The sequence below is a fragment of the Methylobacterium sp. GC_Met_3 genome (assembly GCF_026540775.1).
Classification (GTDB): domain Bacteria; phylum Pseudomonadota; class Alphaproteobacteria; order Rhizobiales; family Beijerinckiaceae; genus Methylobacterium.
This window is the reverse complement of the sequence record NZ_JALNUL010000026.1, coordinates 31,385-53,624: the sequence shown is the minus strand read 5'-3', so window position 1 is coordinate 53,624 and position 22,240 is coordinate 31,385. Positions and strand designations below refer to the sequence as shown.

The window sequence follows — 22,240 nt, the reverse complement described above, 5'->3', positions numbered from 1 at the left end:
GGAGCTTAGGCCATGCGCGCGTTGTATTGGAATGGCGTCAACGACTTGCGTGTCGGAACCGTCAAGGATCCCGAGATCGTCAACCCTCACGATGCCATCTTGAAGGTCAAGTTATCGACCACCTGCGGTTCCGACCTGCACTTCATCGACGGCTACATCCCGACCATGAAGGCCGGTGACGTCATCGGCCACGAGTTTATGGGCGAAGTCGTCGAGGTCGGGCCGAAGGTGCGGCGGGTGAAGAAGGGCGATCGGGTTGTCGTCCCCTCGTTCATCGCCTGCGGCGAATGCTGGTATTGCCAAGAAAAACTTTTCTCGCTCTGCGACTGCACGCACCCGAAGCCGGAATTGCAGGAGCCTCTCCTCGGATACCCGACCGCCGGCATCTACGGGTATACGCACGCCTTCGGGGGTTATGCGGGATCCCACGCCGAGTACATCCGCGTGCCTCATGCCGACGTGGACTGCTTCAAGGTGCCCGAGGGCGTCGCGGACGAGACGGCTTTGTTCCTCTCCGATGCCGCGCCGACAGGCTACATGGGCGCCGATTTCTGCGGCATCAGGCCGGGCGACACGGTTGCGGTCTGGGGCTGCGGTGGTGTGGGCCTGATGGCCCAGCAGAGCGCGCGGCTGATGGGTGCTGAGCGGGTGATCGCCATCGACCGCTTTCCCGAGCGGCTCAAGATGGCACGGGAACACGCCGGCTCCGAGACGCTCGACTACACGCAGGTCCACAGCGTCCTGGAAGCCTTGAAGGAGATGACGGGCGGGCGCGGGCCGGATGCCTGCATCGACGCCGTCGGCATGGAGGCGCACGGCACCGGGTCCCAATACGCTTACGACCGCGTAAAGCAGGCGCTGCGCCTGGAGACCGACCGCGGCCAGGCGCTCCGCGAGGCCATCATGGCCTGCCGCAAGGGCGGCACGCTGTCGGTCCTCGGCGTCTACGGGATGATCGACAAGTTCCCGATGGGCGTCATCATGAACAAGGGGATGACCGTGCGCACCGCCCAGCAGCATGGCCAGGCCTACATGGACCGGCTGCTCGCGCATGCCGCGAAGGGCGAGCTCAACCCGGCCTACCTCGCCACCCACCGCTTCAGCCTCGAGGACGGACCGCGCGGCTACGACATGTTCAAGCATAAGACGGATGGCTGCGTGCGCGCAGTATTCGCACCGTAGACGTGGCCCCCGCGGAGGTGCTTCGCTCCAGCGGCGCATCCCGGCCTTCGCGTCGGCGGTGATCAGCGGTCCGCCGGCACTCGGTGGCGATCGTCCTACGGCGGCCGAGCATGATCTGCGGACCCAACCGGCGCTGCCGGGGGCATGGGCTCTTCACAGGGAGAATTCGCCAATGGAGCAGCGCCCGTTTGGGCCGGTGCCGCGCGAGGTTGCCGCGATCGGCCAGGGAACTTGGTACATCGACGACGCGCACCGGCCCACCGCTGTCGCTGCCCTGCGCCGTGGTCTCGATCTCGGTATGACCCATGTCGACACCGCCGAGATGTACGGCGACGCCGAGGCCGTGGTCGGTGAGGCGATCACCGGACGGCGCGACGAAGTCTTCCTCGTCTCCAAGGTCCTGCCGAGCAACGCCTCGCTTGCCGGGACCGTAGCGGCCTGCGAGCGCTCGCTCGCGCGCCTCCGCACCGACCGGCTGGACTGCTACCTCCTGCATTGGCCTGGCGCGCACCCGCTCGTAGACACCTTCGCCGCCTTCGAGCGGCTTCGCGAGCAGGGCAAGATCCTGTCCTGGGGTGTGAGCAACTTCGACGTGCCCGATCTCGATGCCGCCTGGAAAGCCGGGGGCGAGGGCCGGATGGCCTGCAACCAAGTGCTCTACCATCTGGAGGAGCGCGCGATCGAGCACGCCGTGCAGCCCTGGTGCGAGGCGCACGGCGTCGCCGTCGTCGCCTACAGCCCCTTCGGTCATGACAGCTTTCCCAGCCCGCTCACACCGGGTGGCCACCTATTGGAGGAGATCGCAGCGAACCACGACGCGACCGCACGCCAAGTCGCGCTCAGGTTCCTGGTGCGGCGGCCGTCCACTTTCGCGATCCCCAAAGCGTCCAGCCCCGAGCACGCCGCTGACAACGCGGGCGCGGGCGCGCTTTCGCTGACGGATGCCGAACTCGCCCGACTCGATACGGCGTTCCCGCTCGGGCCGCGGCCGCGTCGGCTGCCCATGCTGTAGGCCCGTGATGCCCGCGTGCCCGGACCAGGCGTTGGTGCGTGGCTCGTCTTGGTCGTTGGGCTGGACGCTTTCGTCGAGAGGGAGGGAATCCGTCAGAAAATCACAATTCTTGCGAATTCCGTGCAGCTGCAAGGGGCAAATTGTAATCGTTTCTCAAAAAATGTCTTCGGGTCGCCGCTCTTCCTGAATTCAACGGAGCAACGTGACGGTACTGTGTCGCGCTACGCGTCTGCTTTTCTACCTTTAAATACAGAAAGCGGAACGGCAGTTTTCGGCCAGACTACGCCACTCGGGATTTCCGCCGCGTGCAAGACCGGACATTCAGCTTCGCGTCCAATGCGGTCATCACGCTGACCGTGACAACGCCTCGTAAGCGGACGCTTCAGAAACGCATGTCGTCAATCCCCGCAGTCATGGATTTTCGGCATCGCCAAATCAGTGATGTCGCGGCACGGCTGGCTATGTAGCGGCGCCAGCCGCCGCACCGCGTGATGTCGACCACCGCGGCGACGGCCGCCGCCCCTACCAGGAAACCCTTCGGTGCAGTTCCGTCGGCGAGTCGCAGAATGCCAATCGCAGGCGGTTCTGGGATGGCGGCCACGAAGGACCCGAAGGCAGCCGGCGCCAGGGCCCAGACCTCCCTCTTGATCGCGCCCTGTCGTCACCGGCCATCCGGAGCAGTCCGGGACGCTGCGTCAGGCCTCGCGGCAGGGCGTAGAGGAAGTCTTGTGGTCGAGTCGGCGGGGATTGCCGGTGGCTGTGCCCAACAGGCGGCCGCCCGCGATGCGTGGTGACCGTGGAGTTGGGCCGGTAGCATCTGGCGCAAGTCGCTAAAGGTCGAGCTCGCCACGTCGCGTCGCCGTGGCAGGTCGACCGGATGGATCGCCTCGATCCGGCCGTGGCCGGGCGAGATCATCACGTTGCGGCCGGCCAGGAAGATCGCCTCATCGATAGCTGAAGGTGACGAACAGGATCGTCAGCCCGGTGCGGGACCAGAGATGGAGCAGTTCGTCTTGCAGGCGCTCGCGCGTCATGGCGTCGAGAGCCCGACGGTCTCTCGTCCATCAGTACCACTTCAGCCTCGTTGGCGAGCATCCGGGTGATGGCGACGCGCTGCTTTATCCCCCCGTACCGCCCGAGGGCGGCTGACAGCGCCATCTGCCGGCACGCCCCGCTGGAGTGGACCCCGATCGATGCGACGCGCGCGGACGCTGTCAGCGCACCCCTACCAAGTCGTCGGCTTCGGGTTGCGCTCGTCGAAACCCTTCTGGTGCCAGTAAGGATAGATTGGTGTCTCCTGGCTCGCCGCGTCGAGGCGCGCAACCTGCTCGGGCGCCAGCGTCCAGCCGAGGGCACCGAGGTTCTGCTTCAGCTGCTCCTCCGTGCGTGCGCCGACCACGATATTGCAGACGGTCGGACGGGTCAGGAGCCAGTTGAGCGCCACCTGCGCCACGGTCTTGCCGGTCTCGCCCGCCACGGCGTCGAGGGCATCCACGACACCAAAGAGATACTCATCGGAGACCGGCGGCCCGCCCTCGGCGCCACCGGCCGCGATGCGGCCGCTCTGGTTCGGCTGACCGCGGCGGATCTTGCCGGTGAGACGGCCCCATCCAAGCGGGCTCCAAACCATCAGACCGACGCCCTGATCGATCCCGAGCGGCATCAGCTCCCACTCGTAGTGCCGGCCGATGAGAGAATAGTAGCCCTGATAGGCGACGTAGCGGGCGAGCCCGTAGCGCTCCGAGGTCGCGAGCGCCTTCATGAGCTGCCAGCCCGAGAAGTTCGAGGCGCCGATATAGCCGATCTTGCCCGAGCGGGTGAGATCGTCGAGGGCCTGCAGCGTCTCCTCGACAGGCGTGAGCGCGTCGAAGCCGTGCATGAAGTAGACGTCGATATGGTCGGTGCCGAGCCGCTTCAGGCTGGCCTCGCAGGCGCGGGTCAGGTGATAGCGCGAGGACCCGACCTTGTTCAGCTCGTCGTTGAAGCGGAACGTCGCTTTGGTCGAGATCAGAGCCCGCTGGCGCTTCCCCTTGAGGGCCTGACCCAGGATCTCCTCCGAGGCGCCCGCCGAATAGATATCGGCCGTGTCGAAGATGCTGACGCCGGAATCGAGACACAGATCGACCATGTGGGTCGCCTCGGATACGTCCGTCTGCCCCCAGCGCTGGAAGAACTCGTTCGTCCCCCCGAACGTACCGGTGCCGAAGCTCAGCACCGGCACGGTGAGGCCGGAGCGTCCGAATTGCCTGTAGTCCATGAGATCCTCTGTACGATCGCGCGACGCGCGGTGCGCTCGACCGTCTAACACGCGCACCCAGGTCCGCTTTCCCCGCGATGGAGGATGGGCCCGGTGGTCAAGCCGCGCTCGCCTCGGCTGAGGCCAGAAAAGCCCGCACGGTGTCGCGGAGGTAGGCGGCATCGGCCGGGTTGGTTGACGGATTGCCGGCGCGGTGGCCCCAGATGCTCGGGATCGGCTGCAGGACGGCATCGCGCAGGTGCGGCAGTTCGGCGGCGTTGTCGGCGACGCGGAAGTAGAGATCCGTCTCGCCCGGCATCAGCAGCAGCCGGGCCGCGATCGCGTTGAGCGCTTGGGCGAGGTCGCCGCCGTAGCGCGGATCACGGCTGATGTCGCCCGCCTCCCAGGTGCGGAGCTGCGCGTAGAGATCGGCCGCAGGGCGTTTGGCGAAGCGCTCCTCCCAGTCGGTGCGCAGGAAGGAGTCGAGGTCCGGCGCGCCGAGCGCGGTGCGGTGGAGGTCGGCCCGATAGAAGTCCTGGCTGAGCGCCCAGCCCGCATAGATGCGCCCGAAGGCCCGGAGGGCGGCGTCCGGCTCGGCCGAGAAGCGGCCCCCGCCGCAATGCTCCGGCGCCGCCTCCAGCACCGCCATGAGACCCTTCAGGAACACGCGGTTGTGGGTGGCGGTGCGGGCGCTGCCGCAGTTGATCACCGCGCGGGCGACGTGGTCGGGGAACAGGGCTGCCCAATGATAGGCCTGCTGCGCCGCCATGGACCAACCGTAGACGGCATGTAGGCGCTCGATCCCCCACACCTCGGCGAGCAGACGGCGCTGGGCGTGCACGTTGTCCCAGGCGGTGACGAGGCCGGGCCAGTCGGATGTGTTCGACGGGCTCGACGACAGCCCGTTGCCGAACATGTCGGGGATGACAATGAACCAGCGGCCGGGATCCAGCACCCCGTCGGGGCCGATCAACCATTCGAGGTCCGGATGCTGGGCCCCGTAGCTCGTCGGGTAGAGCACGACATTGTCGCGCCCGGGTGACAGGGTGCCGTGAGTCTTCCAGCGCAACTGCGCGCCCGGTAGCACCGCCCCCGACTGAAGCGTCAGGTCGCCGAGTTCGAAGGTTCCGGTGGCCGTCGTCCAGCCGCTCACGGGCGCAGCGTCCGCACGAACCCGACATGCCAGCGGGCGTAGCCCCGCTGCAGCACGCCGAGCCGCGCGCGCAACGCGGTATGGGCGTCCGGAAGGCGATGGAACGGGATCGACGGGTAAAGATGGTGCTCGGTGTGGAAGGGCATGTTCCAAATCAGGAGCCGCATGAGGCCGTTGGTCAAGGTCGCGCGCGTATTGGTCAGGCCGTTGTCGTCCATCGTGCAGAGCGTGTGCTTCGTGAGGAGGTAGAGCCGAAGGAACGGCTGCCCGAGGAGCTGCGGCCCGATCCACAAGATCAGGGGCGCCCACCAGCCGACCAGAACCACGGCGAGCGCTGCCCCGGCGAGCAGGAACGCACACATCGACCGGATCGAGCGGATGATGCGGGGCGCGGCGCGATCGGTGACGAACGGGTAGGCGGATAGATCGCCGCGCAGGCCGGCTGAGGCCACCTGTAGGCGGGTTCGCCAGTAGGGCGGCGCCAGCACGCGCCAGACATAGGCGTCCAGGGTGGAGGGCGGCATCAGTGCGAGTTCCGGATCCCGCTCGGGATCCTGGGTGTGGCCATGGTGGGCGAGATGGAAGGCCGTATAGAAGTGCCAATTCAGCAGCGACGGACAGGCCACCAGCCAGCCGACGATTGCATTGGCCCTACGCGAGCGGAAAGCGGTCAGATGGACGGTCTCGGGGATGGGCGCGAACAGGGCCGATTGCGCGATGCCCAGCAACAGCATGGCGGGCAGCAGCGTCCAGGGCCCCGATTGCCAGACCAGCCAGCCGGCCCCGGCCAGCATCAGGAGATGCGCGCCGAGGCGGATGGCACCGCGCCGATCCGAACGCTGCGACAGCACCTTCACCTCGGCACCTGTGAGAACCCGTCCACTTGCGGAGGCCATTCGTTTCCCTGGACCGTTTGAGCGCCTCGGAGACGCATGGGCTTTGCAGCATCCATGCCGGTGTCTCGGCTCTAGCCCCAGGCGCGTGCGATCGGCTTGGTGTCCCGTTTGGTATCCCGTTTGCCTAACGGGGCCGGGCAAAGGGTGAATGCGAAATGAGACGATTCTGGTTTTCCGGACTGCTCGCGGCCGCGGCGCTGCTTGCGCCGATCTCCGGCCGCGCGGAAACGACGGTGAAGGCGGTGCTGGAGGCCGAGATCGTCACCCTCGACCCCTACTTCACCACGGCCTACATCACGCGGACCTTCGGCTATATGGTCTACGACACGCTGTTCGCGCCGGACGCGACGGGCGTGTTCCGGCCGCAGATGGTCGACACGTGGTCGGTGTCGGATGACCGTCTAACCTGGCGCTTCACCCTGCGCGACGGGTTGCGCTTCCACGACGGCGCGCCGGTCCGGGCCGCCGACTGCGTCGCCGCGCTGCGGCGCTGGGCAGCCCGCAGCGCGCTGGGCGGCCGGCTCATGGACGTGACCGCCGGCCTCGAGGCCGTGGACGACGGGACCTTCGTGCTCACACTCCGGGAGCCCTACGGCCTTGTCCTCGACACGCTCGGCACGACGTCGAGCCCCGCGCCCTTCATCATGCCGGCGCGGCTCGCCGCGACGCCCCCGACGACGCAGCTCGCTGAGGTCGTGGGATCCGGTCCGTTCGTGTACGACCGCGCCGCGCACATCCCCGGCGACCACATGCTGCTGCGCCGGAACCCCGATTATCGGCCGCGTCCCGAGCCAGCCGACTTCCTGGCCGGCGGCAAGGTCGTGAAGGTCGACGCCCTCGATATCCGCGTCATCCCCGACGGGGCGACGGCGACGGGCGCCCTCGGCGCGGGCGAGATCGACTACATGCAATACGCGCCCTTCGATCTGATCGGTCAGATCGAGGCCAACAAAAACTTGGCGGTGATGAACTTCACCGGGCCGCACAGGTTCACGGGCCACTATCGCATCAACACGGCGTCCAAGCCCTTTGACGATCCGGCGATCCGGCGTGTCCTGCTGCGGCTCGTCGATCAGCGCGAGGTTCTGGACGGGTTCGGCCTTGATCCGCGCTTCTCGCAGACCTGCGACGCCTTCTTCATCTGCGGCTCGCCCTATGAGACCCATGTGGGGACGGCGCTCCTGCACGACCCCTCGGTGGCGGCGGCCGGGGCTGCCCTGAAGGCGACCGCCTACAAGGGCGAGCCGGTGACCGTGATGGTGGCCAACGATCTCGAGGCGGCGCGCGTGTCCTCGACCATCCTGGCCGACCGGCTGAAGCAGGCCGGCTTCACCGTGGATCTGCAGGTCATGGATTGGGCTGCTCTGCTCGCCCGGCGCACCAAGAAGGTCGGCTGGAGCGTTTTCGGCATCCATGCACTCGGGCTCGATCTCAGCTCGCCGCTGACGAACTCCGCGATCAACTTCAACTGCAAGGACGCTGCGAGTTCCGGGTTCATGTGCGACCCGCGCATGGTCGCCCTGTTCGATCGTTTCGCCCGCGAGCCTGATCTGGACACGCGGCGCACCATCGCGGGCGAGATCCAGGCGATCGTCTACGGCGAGGGGCTGGTCGTCCCGTTCGGCCAGTTCGCGCAGCCCGCGGCCTACCGGACCTCACTCACCGGTCTGATCCCCTCCGCCATCCCGCTCTTCTGGAACGTCGCGAAGCCATGAGCACAGCCCCGTACGATGTCGTCGTGGTCGGTGCCGGCTCCGCCGGAGCGGCTCTGGCGGCCCGCCTCTCGGAGGATCCGCGCCGCCGGGTGCTCCTGCTGGAAGCCGGTCGCGAGTGGCGCTCCGCCGATGCGCCGCCGGCGCTGCGCTCGGCCAACATCATCCCGTTCATGTATGACCCGGGCCATCAAGCGGACTGGCAGTGGCCGGGACTGATGAGCCGGCGGACCCGTGTGCAGGAGCCCCGCTTCTATTGGCGCGGTCGCGCGCTTGGCGGCAGTTCGACGGTCAACGCGCAGATCGCGATCCGCGGCGTGCCCGCGGCCTTCGACGCCTGGGCGGAGCAGGGCTGCACCGGCTGGTCGGCCGCGGCTGTGCTGCCCCTCTTCGACCGGATCGAGGACGATGCCGATTTCGGCGTGGAGGATGGCTGCCGGCGCGGCGGTCCGCTCCCGGTCTACCGCGCGAAGCCAGAGGCCTGGGGCGCGGTGGATCTGGGGCTCCGCACAGCTGCGCTCGCGGCTGGCCATCCCTGGAAAGCGGACCTCAATGCGCCGACGGGCGAGGGCGTCTCATGCAACCCGATCAACAGCCGCGACGGTCACCGCGTCACCACCAATGACGGCTATCTGGAACCGGCGCGCGACCGGCCAAATCTCGAGATCCGCTGCGAGGCCCTGGTCGACCGCGTCCTGTTCGAGGGACGACGGGCGGTCGGCCTGCGCGTGCGCTTCGGTGCGGAGCCCTGGACCGACATCCAGGGCCGTGAGATCGTTCTGTGCGCCGGCGCCATCCACTCCCCGGCCATCCTGATGCGTTCCGGGATCGGACCGGCCGAGCCGCTCCGCACCCTTGGCATCCCCGTCCGACAAGCGCACGACGCGGTCGGCCGCAACTTCATGGACCACCCGATCCTGCGGGCGACCATCGATCTCAAGCCGGAACACCGGGCCCTCGGTCCGGATGCGCGCCACACCAATTGCTGCGTCACCTATTCGAGCGGCCTCGCGGGCGGCGGGGAGCGCGACATGATCTTCGTCGCCTACAACCACCGGACGTTGACCGGGCCGGCACCGACGCCGCAGGGCGCGATCGGCGTCGGCCTCTACGACGTGTTCTCGCGCGGGACGCTGCACCTCACCGCGGCCGATCCAGAAGCCAACCCGATCATCGACGAGAACATGCTCGATGACCCGCGCGATCGCCTGCGGATGCGCGACGCGGTGCGCCGCCTTGCGGGCCTGTCGGAGAACCCGGCCCTGGCCGGTCTCGCAACGGCGATCCGGTTCGGCGAGAGCCCGCTCGCGATCGGCGACGCCGCATGCCTCCCGGACGACGAACTCGATGCGCTGATGCTCGCCGAGGCCGGGGACATCCAGCACGCGGCCGGCACATGCCGCATGACCGGCTGGCAGGACGCATCCGGTGTCGTCGATCCCGATCTCAAGGTCCGAGGACTCGACGGGCTGCGGGTTTGCGATGCCTCGATCATGCCGAGCGATTGCCGGGCCAACCTGCACTTTACCTGCGTGATGATCGGCGAGAACCTTGCGCGGCGGATGCGTGAGGAGAGGACTTGATCGTCGTGAAGGCGTGGCGATGGCGTTTCCCCGGTTCCTAGGCATGCGCCCGTCTCGCATTCCGATGCGCACCGCCTGATCGTCGTGAAGCTGTCGTGATGGCGCTGTGCCGGCCTGCCACTGATCGGTCGAGCTGGCCATCAAGACGCCCGTATCGGGCAAAGTCGGCACGATTATGTGCCTGATCTTTCAGCGCAAGCGACTGTTGCGCGAAATAATACTCTCACTCTTGCGGCGTAATCGATCCATCTACGTCGCATCTGCATGGCACGGGTGTTGCGAAAGGGCTGGACGCTTCAGGAGTCTTCCGGCTTGTCTCGCACGTCCGACGTGACCAATCTTTCCCGCCGCACGGTTCTGGCGCTTCCTCTCGGCCTCGCGGCCGCCGCGAGCGGCGCGCGCGCCGCCGAGCCGAAGCGCGGGGGCACGATGGTCATGATCGTCCATCCCGAGCCCTCGACCCTGGCCCATTACGCGGTATCGGCGGGCAACATCCCGCCGATCGCCACGCAGGTCTACGAGGGGCTGTGCACCTACGACTGGGACCAGAACCCACAGCCGAACCTCGCGAAGTCGTGGGAGGTCGAACCCGACGGCAAGACGATCACGTTCAAGCTTCAGGACGGCGTGACCTTTCACAACGGCAAGCCGTTCACCAGCGCCGACGTGCAGTATTCCTTCATGGAGATCTTGAAGAAGTACAATCCGATCGCGCCGGTCATGCTTGCGGAGCTGGTCGCTGTCGATACGCCGGACCCGATGACCGCAATCCTGCGGCTCGCCAATCCGGCGCCCTACCTCATGAAGGCGCTCTCCGGGCGCGACCTGCCGATCCTGTCCCGCTCGGTCTTCGAGGGCACGGACGTCCTCCAGAACCCGAGCGCCAACAAGCCGATCGGGACCGGCCCGTTCAAGTTCACGAGCTGGGAGCGCGGTCAGTTCGTCCGCCTCGATCGCAACGAGACGTACTGGAAGCCCGGCCTGCCGTATCTCAACCGGATCGTCGCCCGATTCATTCCGGACGCCGCTACCCGCTCGGCCGCCATGGAGGCAGGGGAGGCGCATTTCGCCGGGTACAGCGCGGTGAACTACGCTGACCTGGCGCGGATGAAGACCAACCCGATCCTCGATCTGACGACCAAAGGCTACGAGATGACGCCGGCCCAGAGCGTCCTTGAGCTGAACGGCCGTCACCCGCAGCTCCAGAAGAAAGAAGTGCGCCAGGCGATCGCCTACGCCATCGACCGCAAGGTCATCCTCAAGGACGTGATGTTCGGCTACGGCCTGCCCGCCACCGGACCGCTCAGCCGCAAGTTCAAGACCGCCGGCCTCTACACCGACGATGTGCGCCAGTACGACGTGCCGGACCGGCTGGACATCGCCAACAAGCTGCTAGACGAGGCCGGCGCCCCGCGCGGCGCGGACGGGACCCGCTTCGCCCTGCATCTGGAGGTCAATTCCTTCGGTGAGCAGTGGCTGCGGCAGGCCGAGTACCTGAAGCAGGCGCTGGCCGGCGTGGGCATCGCCGTGACGCTGCGCTCGGAGGACACCGCGACCTGGCTGAGGCGCGTCTACACCAACTACGATTACGACCTGAACGAGCCGTTCCTCAGCCAAGGCGTCGACCCGGTCTATGGGCTGAACAAGCAGTTCCTCACCAGCCAGATCCGCAAGGGCGTGACCTTCGTCAACGACACCTTCTATTCGAATCCCGAGGTCGACCGCATGCTGCGCGAGGGCGCGCGCGAGCTGGACGCGGAGAAGCGCGCCGCGCTCTACAAGAAGGTCCAGCAGGTCCTGGCGGAGGACAGCCCGATGATCTGGCTCATCGACGTGCAGTACGTCAGCGTCTCCAACCGACGCCTCAAGGACCACACGACCGGCCCCCTCGGAACCCAGCAAGCCTTCGAACGGGCCTGGATGGACACGTAGTCCCGTGCGACTCACGCGTTTCCTCGGTTACCGGCTGCTGCTGGCAATCCCGGTGGTGCTCGGCATCGTCGTGCTCAACTTCTTCCTGATCCACCTCGCCCCCGGCGACGCGGCCTCAGTGCTGGCGGGCGAGAGCGGCGCGGCGAGCCCTGAATACATGGAGCAGCTGCGCCACAAGTTCGGCCTCGACCAGCCGCTTGCCACGCAGTTCGGCGTCTACCTGCTGAACATGCTCCACCTCGATCTCGGCTACTCGTTCCGCAATGACAGCCCGGTGGGAAGCCTGATCGTCGACCGGCTCTGGCCGACCGGGCTGCTGATGCTGACTGCATTCGCGGCCGCGTTGCTGATCGGCACGCTGCTGGGCCTCGTGGCGGCGACCGGGCGCAATTCATGGCGCGACGCGGTCATCTCCCTGGTCAGCCTCGTGGCCTACGCGACTCCGGGCTTCTGGCTCGGGCTGATGATGATCGTCGTCTTCGCGATCCGCCTCGGCTGGCTGCCCACCAGCGGCTACGACACGGTCGGCGCCGACAACGAGGGCTGGGACGAGGTCTGGGATGTCGGCCGCCACCTCGTCATGCCAGCCGTCGCGCTCGCGCTGTTCTACCTCGCGGTCTACGCGCGGGTGATGCGCGCCTCCGTGCTGGAGCAGGTTGGCATGGACTACGTCACCACCGCCCGCGCCAAGGGCCAGACTGAGGCGCGGGTGATGACGGGGCACGTCCTGCGCAACGCGCTGCTCCCGGTGGTCACCATGGCGGGCGTTCAGGCCGGCAACCTGATCGGCGGCTCCATCGTGGTCGAGACGGTCTTCGGCTGGCCCGGGGTCGGCACGCTGGCCTTCAACGCGCTCCAGTCGCGCGACCTCAACCTGCTCCTCGGCATCTTCTTCGTCTCGGCCTGCCTCGTGGTCGTGATCAATCTCGCGGTCGACCTCGTCTATGTCTGCCTCGATCCGCGGTTGGAGCTCTAGCGATGCGCACGGGCTTGGCGCGGTTCGCGCGCAACCGCCTCGCGCTGGCGGGCGCGGCGGTGCTCCTCGGGCTGGTCGCCCTCGTGGCGCTCACGCCGCTGCTCTATCCGGGCGATCCGTTCCGGCTCGTGGGCCCCGCCCTCCAGCCGCCGGGCGGCCCGTTTCTGCTCGGCACCGACACGCTGGGCCGGGACGTGGGCGCCGAGATCGCGTACGGCGCCCGCACCTCTCTGATCATCGGCCTCAGCGCGACCGGGGCGGCGATCCTGTTCGGGACGCTGATCGGCGGGCTGGCCGGCTACTACCGGGGCAGCGTCGAGGTCGCGCTGATGCGGATCACGGAGTTCTTCCAGACGATCCCCGCCTTCGTGCTGGCAATCCTGATCGTGGCGATCCTGTCTCCGTCGCTGTTCAGCGAGGTCGTGGCCATCGTGGCCGTCTCCTGGCCCGGCATTGCCCGGCTCGTCCGGGGCGAGTTCGTGGCGCTCGGCAGCCGCGAGTTCGTGCTGGCCTGCGACGGCCTGGGGGCGGGTGACGCTCGCATCGTCTTCCGCCACATGCTGCCGAACTGCACCGCGGCTATCATCGCGGTCGGGACACTCCTGATCGGCACGGCGATCCTCATTGAGGCGGGGCTCGCCTTCCTCGGCCTCGGCGATCCCAACGTCATGAGCTGGGGCCTGATCATCAGCTCGGGCCGCGCGGTCCTCCGGTCGGCCTGGTGGATCTGCACGTTCCCCGGGCTGGCGATCCTGCTGACCGTCCTCGCCATCAATCTCGTTGGGGACGGCCTGAACGAGGTCCTAAACCCGAGGCTCCGTGAGCGATGAGCGACGCCGTCCTCGAGATCGAGAAGCTGACGATCACGCTGCCGCTTGGCGCGGACCGGCCGAATGCCGTCTCCGACCTCGACCTCGTCCTGCGGCCCGGCGCGGTCACCTGCCTGATCGGCGAGAGCGGATCGGGCAAGTCGATGGTGGCGCGCGCGATCCTCGGGCTGCTCCCGGGGCCGCGTGTGCGCGTGTCGGGCGGGCGCATCCTATTCGAGGGCGCGGATCTCGCCGCGATCACCCCGCGTCAGATGCGGCGCGTCCGGGGGGCGCGCATCGCGATGATCTTCCAGGAGCCCATGACGGCTCTGAACCCGCTCCACACGATCGGACGGCAGATCGACGAGATCCTGCGGATCCACACGACGCTCGGACACGCAGACCGCCGGACGCGCATCCTCGCGCTCCTCCAGAGCGTCCACCTCCCGGACCCGGCGCAGCTTCTGCGCTCGTACCCGCATCAGCTCTCGGGCGGTCAGCGGCAGCGAGCAATGATCGCCATGGCGCTGGCGCTGAATCCGCGGCTGCTTATCGCCGACGAGCCGACCACGGCGCTCGACGTCACCACGCAGGCGCAGATCCTCCACCTGATCCGCGACCTGCAGCGCGAGCACGGCACCAGCGTCCTGTTCATCACGCACGATTTCGGCGTCGTGGCCGACATCGCCGACACAGTCGCGGTGCTGCAGAAGGGCGTTTTGGTCGAGCAGGGGCCCGCGGCTTCGGTGCTCCGGGCGCCAAAGCATGCCTACACGCGCGCGCTCATCGCCGCCGTGCCGAAGCTCGCGCCGCCGCCGCGCCGTGCCGTCAGCACCGCACCCCTGGTGGTGGGGGCCAAGCGGGTCGAGAAGACCTACGGCGCCCGCGGCCTGTTCGGCGGCCGCGTCACCCGGGCCCTCGACGGCGTGGACGTCACGCTGCGGCGGGGCGAGACCCTAGGCGTCGTCGGCGAGAGCGGCTCGGGCAAGAGCACGCTGGCGCGGGCGATCACCCGGCTGATGCCCGTCGATGGCGGCGAGATCCTCCTCGCCGGGCACAGCGTCGCCGACCTGAGCCGCCGCCAGATGCGTCCGCACCGCCGGCGCGTGCAGATGGTGTTCCAGGACCCCTATGGCTCCCTCGACCCGCGCCAGCGCGTGGTCGACATCGTCGCCGAGGGTCCGATCATCCACGGCACCGAACCCGGAATTGCGCGTGTCCAGGCGTGTGAGATGCTGGCGCTGGTCGGCCTCGACCCCGCGGCGACGCAGCGCTTCCCGCACGAGTTCAGCGGCGGCCAGCGTCAGCGGATCGGCATCGCCCGGGCCCTCGCCATGAAGCCCGAGATCCTCGTGGCCGACGAGCCGGTCTCGGCCCTGGATGTCTCGGTGCAGGCGCAGGTCCTGGCGCTGCTCGCCGACATCAAGGCGCGGCTGCATCTCAGCATGCTGTTCGTGACCCACGATCTCCGGGTCGCGCTGCAGGTCTGCGACCGGATCGCGGTGATGCGCGCTGGTCAGGTGGTCGAGGTCGCGCCGACGTCCGAGATCTTCTACGCGCCGAAGCACCCCTACACGAAGGCGCTGTTCGCCGCCGTGCCCGGCGCCCAATGGCAGGAACCGATCCCCGCATGACGACCGCGCAGCCTCTCTCGACGGACCCGTTCCTGCCTGGGCCGCGCATGCGCGTCGCCGGATCCGCTACGGGGCCGCTCGCCGGCCTCACCTTCGCCGTCAAGGATCTGATCGACGTCGCCGACGCCCCCACGGGGGGTGGCAACCCGGACTGGCCGCGGGTCTACCCGACGCCGACCCGCCATGCCGGGGTGGTGCAGACGCTGCTCGATGCGGGCGCCTCAATCGTCGGCAAGACGGTCACCGACGAGGTCTCGCTGGGGATCCTCGGCGAGAACGCCCACGACGGCACGCCGCTCAATCCCGCGATGCCGGACCGGGTGCCGGGCGGCTCGTCCAGCGGCTCGGCCTCCGCGGTGGCCTCAGGGGCCTGCGATTTCGCCCTGGGCACCGATACCGGCGGCTCCGTGCGTGTGCCGGCGAGCTTCTGCAACCTCTACGGCATCCGGCCGACGCACGGCCGCATCGACTTTTCCGGGATCTGCGTGCAGGCGCCGAGTTCGGATACCTGTGGCTGGTTCGCCCGGGACGCGCGCACCTTCGCGCGGGTCGGCGCGGTGCTGCTCGGCCAAGGGATGCCGGACCGCCTGCCGCACACGCTGCTCGTGGCCGCCGACGCACTCGGCTTCGCCGACGCCGCCGTGCAGGAGGCGCTGGCTCCGCAGATCGACCGCTTGGCCGCCCTGATCGGCAACCGGCGCGACGTGACGCTTGCGCCGCAGGGCCTGTCCGTCTGGCAGCGGGCGCAGCGGGTACTGCAGAGCAGCGAGGCGTGGCAGACCTTCGAGCCCTGGCTCGATGCCTGCAATCCACGCATGGCCTTCTCGGTTGCTCGCTCGCTGATCCAGGGCTCGATGATGACCGATGCCGAGCGCAGCGCCGCGAGCCTGATGCGGATCGAGGCAAGGGCCCGCCTCGCGCGGCTCCTGCCCCCGGGCACGATCCTGTGCCTCCCGACCACGCCGTTCCCGGCGCCCCTGCGCGGGCTGCCGCTCGGCGCGCTGCATCCGCTGCGCGAGCGCATCGCCTGCCTGACGAGCCACGGCGGGCTCACCGGCGTCCCGCAGGTCAATCTGCCGGGCGCCGACGTTGATGGCGCGCCGGTTGGCCTGTCGATCATCGGTGCGCGCGGCACCGATCTCGACCTGATTCGCCTGGCGGTCGCTCTGGAGGGTTGAATGGACGTGACGGTGAACCGCCCGGAGATCGCAGCTCTGTTCGAGCGCTACGAGCAGGCGCTCGTCGAGAAGGATGTCGCCGTCCTAGACGCAACCTTCTGGGACAGTCCACACACGATCCGCTATGCGCTGGCCGAGAACTGCTACGGATTCGACGAAATCCACGCTGCCCGCGTGGCGGCTGATCCGCCGCCGGGCGGCGCCAAGGAAGCACGGATCCGGCTGGAAATCCTGACGCTCGGGAGCGACTTCGCCACCGTCAATCTCGAGTTCAAGCCGCGCGGTAAGCCCGGCATCGGGCGTCAGAGCCAGACCTGGATGCGCTTGCCCGGTCTCGGATGGAAGGTAGTGTCCGCACACGTATCCATTCTGCCGATCGGGTCGTGACGCATGATCGCCGGGCGCGGAGGACCGGCCACATCTAAGTTCGGTCAACCCCACAGCTTGTCTCCGCCGCCAGGCAGGCACCGAAACGAGCCAACGCAGTGAACCAGCTGGCGCGCCTGACGACACCCAGAGGACACCTGAACTGAAGCAGCGGCTGGGCTACGGGTACGAGCCTACTTATTTCGAATTGGTCGGTCTGACATCAATAGCATCGCAGGCCATGGACGCGCCGTGTTGCCCCCTTCAACTGGAAGCAGTCGCCGCGGCACCACATGGGACCATAAACGACGATCCCCAGGTCTTGGGCCTTACTTCGGCCTTCGAAGGGCGCGTTACCCGTGCCCACGTGCATCCGAGTTTGCTCATGGACGGGCACTAGAACCGAGATCGTACCGTCTCGCCTAGCAGCGATCGAGGAGAAGTTTTTCTGCATGCCCGATGTAGATCGGGCTCGCGGAGATACGATCCGAACCTCGGCTTGATCATCTGAACAAGCATCCTCCGTCCTTCTCTCAGCCGAGGATGCTGTATAACTTGGTGCGCTCCATCGATGGCTTGTCTATTCACGAATGGGACTGAGTTTCGCTTTCGCAGCGAACATGCTTGGAAGCCGCTGTTCCGCCTTCGGCCAAACCCGGTCAGCGGCTTGGCGCCCATTCCAGTCATTTGACCCGTCATTGGTCATCCCCAAAAGCGCACACCGAACCGGGCCGCTGCTCGGTGAAGGGAAGCGGCCTCGGCCAAAGCCGCCACGACGCGCTCGCGCAGATCTGCAGACAAGCGTGAGGGCAACGCTGGCTCCTCCACCACTCAACGCCGCAACCGCCACTCCGTCGCAACGTCCACGGGAACGGCTCTAAACCCGTCGATTGCTCTCTGACGCATCCGCCTGGGAGCCGCCCAACACTCTTCGTAGTGGACGAAGGCGCCGGGGTCTGCGAGGTCACCGCGACCAAACTCGCGGAAGCCGCGTACGATGGACGCGAGGCATCCTCAGGCCTGCAGGGGCTGGCCGCTCTTGAGGCTGACCCATGCGTCGACCACGTCGTGCTCGACTTCGCCATTCCCCGCATGAACGGCGTCGAGGCGGCGGAAATCCGCAAGCGCTGGCGGGCCATGCCAGTCCTGTTCGTGACCGGCTTCGCGGACCCTGCCGCGCTGGCCTGGGCCGGAGCGGACGGGGCCGACGCCCTCGTGCTGAAGCCGTTGCGGGACGGCGAGTTGGAACGCACGGTCGCCGCGACCCCCGCCGGGCAATCAGCGCCCGGACTACAGCTCGGGTCCGACAGCGGTTGAACCGCCCGAGCCTGCCATGGCGGCCCCGGGGACCGGGACAGCCCACACGGCCTTTACGCCGCTGCCTCGTCTCCTGAAGACTCCTGCATCGCGGCGAGCGAGGCCTCCAGGCGGCACGTCAGCCCGGTCGGCGCGTAGGTCAGTCCCACGTCGCCACCGACCTCGGCCGCGAAGCTGCGCTCGATCAAGCGCGAGCCGAACCCGCGCCGGGTCGGCTGCGCCAGGATCGGCGGGCCGCCCTGCTCCGACCAGGTCAGGACGAACCGAGGCAGTTCATCCTCGAGTACGACGGGCCAGCGCAGGTCGACCGTCCCGACATCGTTCGAGAGCGCCCCGTACTTGGCTGCGTTGGTGGCGAGCTCGTGCAGGGCGAGCGCCAGTGCGAGGGCCGGCTTCGCCGCCACGGGCACGTTCGGGCCGCTGGCGCGGATACGGGAGGCCGCCTCGCCGCGGTGGACCGAGAGCGCTCCGTCGACGACCTCGGCGATGGGGGCCTCCGTCCAACTGGATTGGGTCAGAACATCATGCGCCCGCCCGAGCGAGATCAGGCGCGCGGTGAATGCCTCCCGCGCAGCCTCCGCGCCGGTGACGTTCCGGAACGTCTGGGCCGCAATGGCCTGGACCATCGCCAGAGTGTTCTTCACCCGGTGCTGCAACTCGCCCGCGAGCAGTCGCTGGTGTTCCTCGGCCCGCCTGCGCGCGCTGATGTCGAGCATGGCACCGATCATCCTGAGGGCCTTGCCGGCCGCGTCGCGCAGCACGTAGCCGCGGTCCAGGATGTCCGCATAGGTGCCGTCCGCCCGACGGAAGCGGTACTCGTCGCTCCAGGCCGTCCCGGTCCCGTCGATGACCGCGTGGATCGAACGGTTGACGCGGGCGCGGTCGTCGGGATGGATCTGGGCGATCCACCAATCGCCGGCCGGATCGACCACCTCCGGCGGATGTCCGTGCGCCGTGTGGAGCGCCTCGTTCCAGCGGATATGATTCGTGGCGAAATCCCAATCCCAGATCGCGTCGTTGGTGGCCTGGGCGGCCAGCCTGTAGCGTTCCTCGGCCTCACGCAGGGCCTGCTCGGCGCGTCGACTCTCGGTGACGTCGCGCGTGGTGCCGATGAACCGAACCGTGCGGCCATCCTCGACGAAGGCCCGGCCCTTGGCCGCCACCCAGCGCTCGACGCCATCCTGAAGGCCGACAACGCGAAAGGCGATGTCGTAGGTGCCTTGGCCGGTGGGGTCGATGGCGGTCCGAACCTCCCCATCGACCCATTCGCGGTCGTGCGGATGCACGGCGGCCAGGAAGGTTTCGTAACTCACCAGTGCGTCGGGCGTCAGCCCGAACAGTGCCCGGGTACGCCCGTCCCAGACGAGACTGTCGGCGACGAGGTCGTAGTCGAAGATGCCGGTCCCGGTCGACTCGACCGCCAAGCGCAGTTGCTCGCGCGCCTCGCGCAGGTCGACCTCGGCCCGGCGCCGGTCGTGGATGTCGCTGCCGAGCCAGCCGACGACCCGCCCAGCCGCGTCGCGCATCGGCTCGGCACGGATCAGGAACCAGCGATACTCGCCGTCATGGCGGCGCAGGCGGGCTTCGGTGTCGTACAGGGTTCCGTGGGTTCGGGCGTGCTCCCAGGCGTGCATCAGTCCGCGCAAGTCGTCGCGATGAACGACGTCGATCCAACCGAGGGGGAGCGCCTGCTCCGGGGTCTGCCCCGTGTAGGCGTACCAACGGTCATTCAGGTAGCTCAGGCTCCCGCCCGGGTCGCCGAACCAGATGACGGCCGGCGCCAACTCGGTCAGCGTCTGGAAACGCTCCTCGGCGACCTTGCGCTCATGGATGTCGAGGCTGGTACCCACCCAGCTCGTCAGGATGCCGGCCTCGTCCTGCACGGGACGTGCCCGCGACAGGAACCAGCGGTACTGTCCATCGGCGCGGCGCAAGGGAAACTCGATTTCGTAGGCTTGCCCGAAGCGCGCTGCCGCGATCCACGCGGCCCTCGTCGGCCCCCGGTACTCTGGATGGATCGCCCCCATCCAACTCGCCTCGCCGACTTCGCCCGGTGGCAGGCCGGTGTAGTCGTACCAATAGGCGTTGCAGTACGTGACATTGCCGTCCGCGTCGCCGAACCAGACCACCTGCGGGCTGACCTCGACCAGCGACCGGTAACGCCTCTCGCTGGCTTGCAGGGCTGCGCTGCCCGGTGCGGTCCCGTAGGATCTTGAGGAATCCAATGGTCTCGCCGTCGTCGGTCCGCAGGGGCGTCTTTTCGCCCGATGCCCAGAACCGGGTGCCGTCCTTCCGTTGGTGCCAGCGCTAGTCCGGCGCGCTGCCGCATTCGATGGCGAGCCGCATCTCGGTTTGGAGCCGTCCGTCAGCCCGGTCCTCCGGGGTGAAGAATGCCTCGGCACTCCGGCCGAGCATCTCAGCCTCGGTCCAGCCCAAGAAGCGTTCGGCACCTGCATTCCAGCGGGTGACGTGACCCTGCGGGTCCGTGGCGACGATGGCGTAATCGGTGGCGCTGTCGAGGATGCGCTCGTGGAGCAGGCGCTGGCTCGCGTGCTCGCGGAGGGAGCGGCGCAACTCCATCTGGGCCATCGTCTGCCGGGCAAGCCGCATCAGACCCTTGCGCTGGCGTTCGGTGAGCGCGTGCGGCCGGGTGTCGAGCACGCAGACGGTGCCGACCGGGTGCCCCTCGGGGGTCCTCAGCAGGGCGCCAGCGTAGAAGCGCAGCCCGGACCCGCCATGAACCAGGGGATTGCCGTCCAACCGCGGGTCTAGAATTGCATCCGGCACGCAGAGGAAATCATCCTGCAGTAGGGCCTGCCGGCAGAACGCGTTCTCCAGGGGCGTCTCCCGGACGCCGAGGCCGAGCTCGGCCTTGAAGAACTGGCGCCCGTCCCCGACGAGGTTCACCACCGCGATCGGCATCTCGCACAGTTCGGCGGCGGCCTCCGCGATCTCGTCGAAATCCTGCTCGCGCGGGGTGTCGAGCAGGCGATACCGGTCCAGGGCCCGGAGGCGTTCGGCTTCCTCGGTGATCTTGTGGCTACGGTCCATCAAACGGGCAAGCGTCTGAGTGCGATGAAGTTTCGCGTGGCGGGACGATCTTCCGGACCCAACTCCGGGACGTCCGTCCGCCTGGTCGAGCATGAACGTTCCGGGCGCACGATCCAAGCGGGCCTGAGAACCCTGCCGTGACACCGGCGCGGGCATGCGGTCTGCCGCCAGATGTGAACCGTGCCGGCGCGGGATCTACCGCCGGCCCAGTGGCAGCCTGACGTGTATCCGCAGGCCATCGTCATCGAAGGCGACGTCGACCTCGGCCGCGACCTGGGCCGTCAGGATCTTGTTCAGGAGACGCGTCCCGAACCCTTCGCGGGTGGGCAGCGTCGGGGGCGGCCCGTCGTGCTCGTTCCAGGTCCAGGCGAGCCACGGACCGGCAGGGCTGTCCTCGACCGTCCAGGTCACCACGACCCGTCCGCCCGGATGGGCGAGCGCCCCGTGACGCAGCGCATTGGTCGTCAGCTCGTGCAGGGCCATGCTGACCGGCACGGCGACCTCCGACGGCAGCATGAGGGGCGGCCCTTCGAGGCTGATCCGGTCTCCCTCACGGTAGGGATCAAGCTCGGCCCGGAGCAGGCCGTCGAACCGGGCTACCTGCGCCTCGTCCTCGGTGATCAGCGCGTGGGTCCGCGCCAGCGACACGATGCGTCCGCTGAAGGCCTTGGAGAACTCGGCCATCGTGACCGACGAGCGCATCGTCGCGTTGAGCACCGCCTGGACCGTGGCCAGAGTATTCTTCACCCGGTGGTGGAGCTCGCGCACCATCAGCGCCTGGCGGTCCTCGAACGCGCTGCGCTCGGTGATGTCCCGCTGCGCCGAGACCCAGTTGGTGATGCGCCCATCCGCGTCGCGGACGGGGGTGATCAGCCATTCCACCCGGTAGCTCGCGCCGTCCTTCCGGTAGTTCAGCGCCTCGCCCTGGAAGGCCTCGCCGGCCTCCAGCGAGGCGCGGGCCCTGTCCAGCGCCGTCCGGTCGGTGCCCTCGCCCTGCAGGAAGCGCGGGCTGCGACCGACGACCTCCGCCGCGTCGTAGCCGGACAGCCTGGTGAAGGCCGGGTTGGCGTAGAGGATGACCGGCCCGGGCTCATCGAGGTCGGCGGTGGTGATGAGGATGGCCTCTCCGGTGGCCTCGACGGCGGCCCGAAGCAGCCTGAGGTCGATCTCGATCGGACCGTCATCCCCTGTACGCGACACTCG

General features: G+C 68.1%; 15 protein-coding genes and 2 pseudogenes. 11 read left to right on the top strand and 6 right to left on the bottom strand.

What is annotated here, in order from left to right; all coding sequences use genetic code 11:
• Positions 1-12 precede the first annotated feature (12 nt).
• Positions 13-1,182 (top strand): zinc-dependent alcohol dehydrogenase, encoded by a 1,170-nt coding sequence (locus OXS27_RS22830; RefSeq protein WP_243923520.1) that lies wholly within the window; start codon positions 13-15, stop codon positions 1,180-1,182.
• A 172-nt stretch (positions 1,183-1,354) separates the two neighbouring features.
• Entirely contained in the window at positions 1,355-2,194 is an 840-nt protein-coding gene (locus tag OXS27_RS22825) for an aldo/keto reductase (RefSeq protein ID WP_267358803.1), read from the top strand.
• Positions 2,195-3,419: 1,225 nt separating this feature from the next.
• Here the strand turns inward: OXS27_RS22825 and OXS27_RS22820 are convergent.
• From OXS27_RS22820 to OXS27_RS22810, 3 genes are all read right to left on the bottom strand, one after another.
• Entirely contained in the window at positions 3,420-4,451 is a 1,032-nt protein-coding gene (locus tag OXS27_RS22820) for an aldo/keto reductase (RefSeq protein WP_267358800.1), read from the bottom strand.
• 97 nt (positions 4,452-4,548) lie between these two features.
• Complete coding sequence (locus OXS27_RS22815) at positions 4,549-5,583, bottom strand: alpha/beta fold hydrolase (protein ID WP_267358798.1); 1,035 nt, start codon at positions 5,581-5,583, stop codon at positions 4,549-4,551.
• The gene (locus OXS27_RS22810; protein ID WP_267358796.1) at positions 5,580-6,479 is read right to left on the bottom strand and encodes a fatty acid desaturase; all 900 of its coding nucleotides are present in this window, start codon (positions 6,477-6,479) and stop codon (positions 5,580-5,582) included. Before OXS27_RS22810 ends, OXS27_RS22815 begins: the two co-directional genes overlap by 4 nt.
• A gap of 155 nt (positions 6,480-6,634) precedes the next feature.
• On the opposite strand from OXS27_RS22810, the gene OXS27_RS22805 reads away from it, so the two are divergent.
• The 8 genes from OXS27_RS22805 to OXS27_RS22770 all read left to right on the top strand — a co-directional run bounded on the left by OXS27_RS22805 (position 6,635) and on the right by OXS27_RS22770 (position 16,690).
• Positions 6,635-8,194, top strand: coding sequence for an ABC transporter substrate-binding protein (locus OXS27_RS22805; RefSeq protein ID WP_243923530.1), 1,560 nt, complete (start codon positions 6,635-6,637; stop codon positions 8,192-8,194).
• Complete coding sequence (locus OXS27_RS22800) at positions 8,191-9,774, top strand: GMC family oxidoreductase (RefSeq protein WP_267358793.1); 1,584 nt, start codon at positions 8,191-8,193, stop codon at positions 9,772-9,774. The genes OXS27_RS22805 and OXS27_RS22800 overlap by 4 nt, the downstream gene beginning before the upstream one ends.
• 312 nt (positions 9,775-10,086) lie before the next feature.
• Entirely contained in the window at positions 10,087-11,706 is a 1,620-nt protein-coding gene (locus OXS27_RS22795; RefSeq protein ID WP_267358791.1) for an ABC transporter substrate-binding protein, read from the top strand.
• 4 nt (positions 11,707-11,710) lie between these two features.
• Positions 11,711-12,682 carry an ABC transporter permease gene (locus tag OXS27_RS22790; RefSeq protein WP_267358789.1) on the top strand — a complete coding sequence of 324 codons (972 nt, stop codon included), beginning with the start codon at positions 11,711-11,713 and terminating at the stop codon, positions 12,680-12,682.
• 2 nt (positions 12,683-12,684) lie between these two features.
• Complete coding sequence (locus tag OXS27_RS22785; RefSeq protein ID WP_243923538.1) at positions 12,685-13,512, top strand: ABC transporter permease; 828 nt, start codon at positions 12,685-12,687, stop codon at positions 13,510-13,512.
• Positions 13,509-15,125, top strand: a complete 1,617-nt coding sequence (locus tag OXS27_RS22780; protein WP_267358787.1) for an ABC transporter ATP-binding protein — start codon at positions 13,509-13,511, stop codon at positions 15,123-15,125. Before OXS27_RS22785 ends, OXS27_RS22780 begins: the two co-directional genes overlap by 4 nt.
• On the top strand, positions 15,122-16,303 hold the full coding sequence (locus tag OXS27_RS22775; RefSeq protein ID WP_267358785.1) for an amidase: 1,182 nt from the start codon (positions 15,122-15,124) through the stop codon (positions 16,301-16,303). Before OXS27_RS22780 ends, OXS27_RS22775 begins: the two co-directional genes overlap by 4 nt.
• On the top strand, positions 16,304-16,690 hold the full coding sequence (locus OXS27_RS22770; RefSeq protein WP_267358783.1) for an AtzH-like domain-containing protein: 387 nt from the start codon (positions 16,304-16,306) through the stop codon (positions 16,688-16,690).
• A gap of 696 nt (positions 16,691-17,386) precedes the next feature.
• Here the strand turns inward: OXS27_RS22770 and OXS27_RS22765 are convergent.
• Positions 17,387-17,482: pseudogene (locus tag OXS27_RS22765) on the bottom strand (IS630 family transposase); the annotation flags it as partial.
• A 123-nt stretch (positions 17,483-17,605) separates the two neighbouring features.
• On the opposite strand from OXS27_RS22765, the gene OXS27_RS22760 reads away from it, so the two are divergent.
• Positions 17,606-17,986: a response regulator gene (locus OXS27_RS22760; RefSeq protein WP_267358781.1), complete on the top strand. Its 381-nt coding sequence runs from the start codon at positions 17,606-17,608 to the stop codon at positions 17,984-17,986.
• 53 nt (positions 17,987-18,039) lie between these two features.
• On the opposite strand, the pseudogene OXS27_RS22755 reads toward OXS27_RS22760, so the two are convergent.
• A pseudogene (locus OXS27_RS22755) lies at positions 18,040-21,037 on the bottom strand (PAS domain S-box protein).
• A 195-nt stretch (positions 21,038-21,232) separates the two neighbouring features.
• Positions 21,233-22,237 (bottom strand): HWE histidine kinase domain-containing protein, encoded by a 1,005-nt coding sequence (locus tag OXS27_RS22750; protein WP_267358780.1) that lies wholly within the window; start codon positions 22,235-22,237, stop codon positions 21,233-21,235.
• Positions 22,238-22,240 lie beyond the last annotated feature (3 nt).

What these genes read in the sequence shown, in the direction of transcription:
- OXS27_RS22775 (WP_267358785.1), top strand. Translation starts at nt 15,122, where the DNA reads ATGACGACCGCGCAGCCTCTCTCGACGGACCCGTTCCTGCCTGGGCCG.
- OXS27_RS22820 (WP_267358800.1), bottom strand. Translation starts at nt 4,451, where the DNA reads ATGGACTACAGGCAATTCGGACGCTCCGGCCTCACCGTGCCGGTGCTG.
- OXS27_RS22800 (WP_267358793.1), top strand. Translation starts at nt 8,191, where the DNA reads ATGAGCACAGCCCCGTACGATGTCGTCGTGGTCGGTGCCGGCTCCGCC.
- OXS27_RS22785 (WP_243923538.1), top strand. Translation starts at nt 12,685, where the DNA reads ATGCGCACGGGCTTGGCGCGGTTCGCGCGCAACCGCCTCGCGCTGGCG.
- OXS27_RS22805 (WP_243923530.1), top strand. Translation starts at nt 6,635, where the DNA reads ATGAGACGATTCTGGTTTTCCGGACTGCTCGCGGCCGCGGCGCTGCTT.
- OXS27_RS22830 (WP_243923520.1), top strand. Translation starts at nt 13, where the DNA reads ATGCGCGCGTTGTATTGGAATGGCGTCAACGACTTGCGTGTCGGAACC.
- OXS27_RS22810 (WP_267358796.1), bottom strand. Translation starts at nt 6,479, where the DNA reads ATGGCCTCCGCAAGTGGACGGGTTCTCACAGGTGCCGAGGTGAAGGTG.
- OXS27_RS22770 (WP_267358783.1), top strand. Translation starts at nt 16,304, where the DNA reads ATGGACGTGACGGTGAACCGCCCGGAGATCGCAGCTCTGTTCGAGCGC.
- OXS27_RS22825 (WP_267358803.1), top strand. Translation starts at nt 1,355, where the DNA reads ATGGAGCAGCGCCCGTTTGGGCCGGTGCCGCGCGAGGTTGCCGCGATC.
- OXS27_RS22780 (WP_267358787.1), top strand. Translation starts at nt 13,509, where the DNA reads ATGAGCGACGCCGTCCTCGAGATCGAGAAGCTGACGATCACGCTGCCG.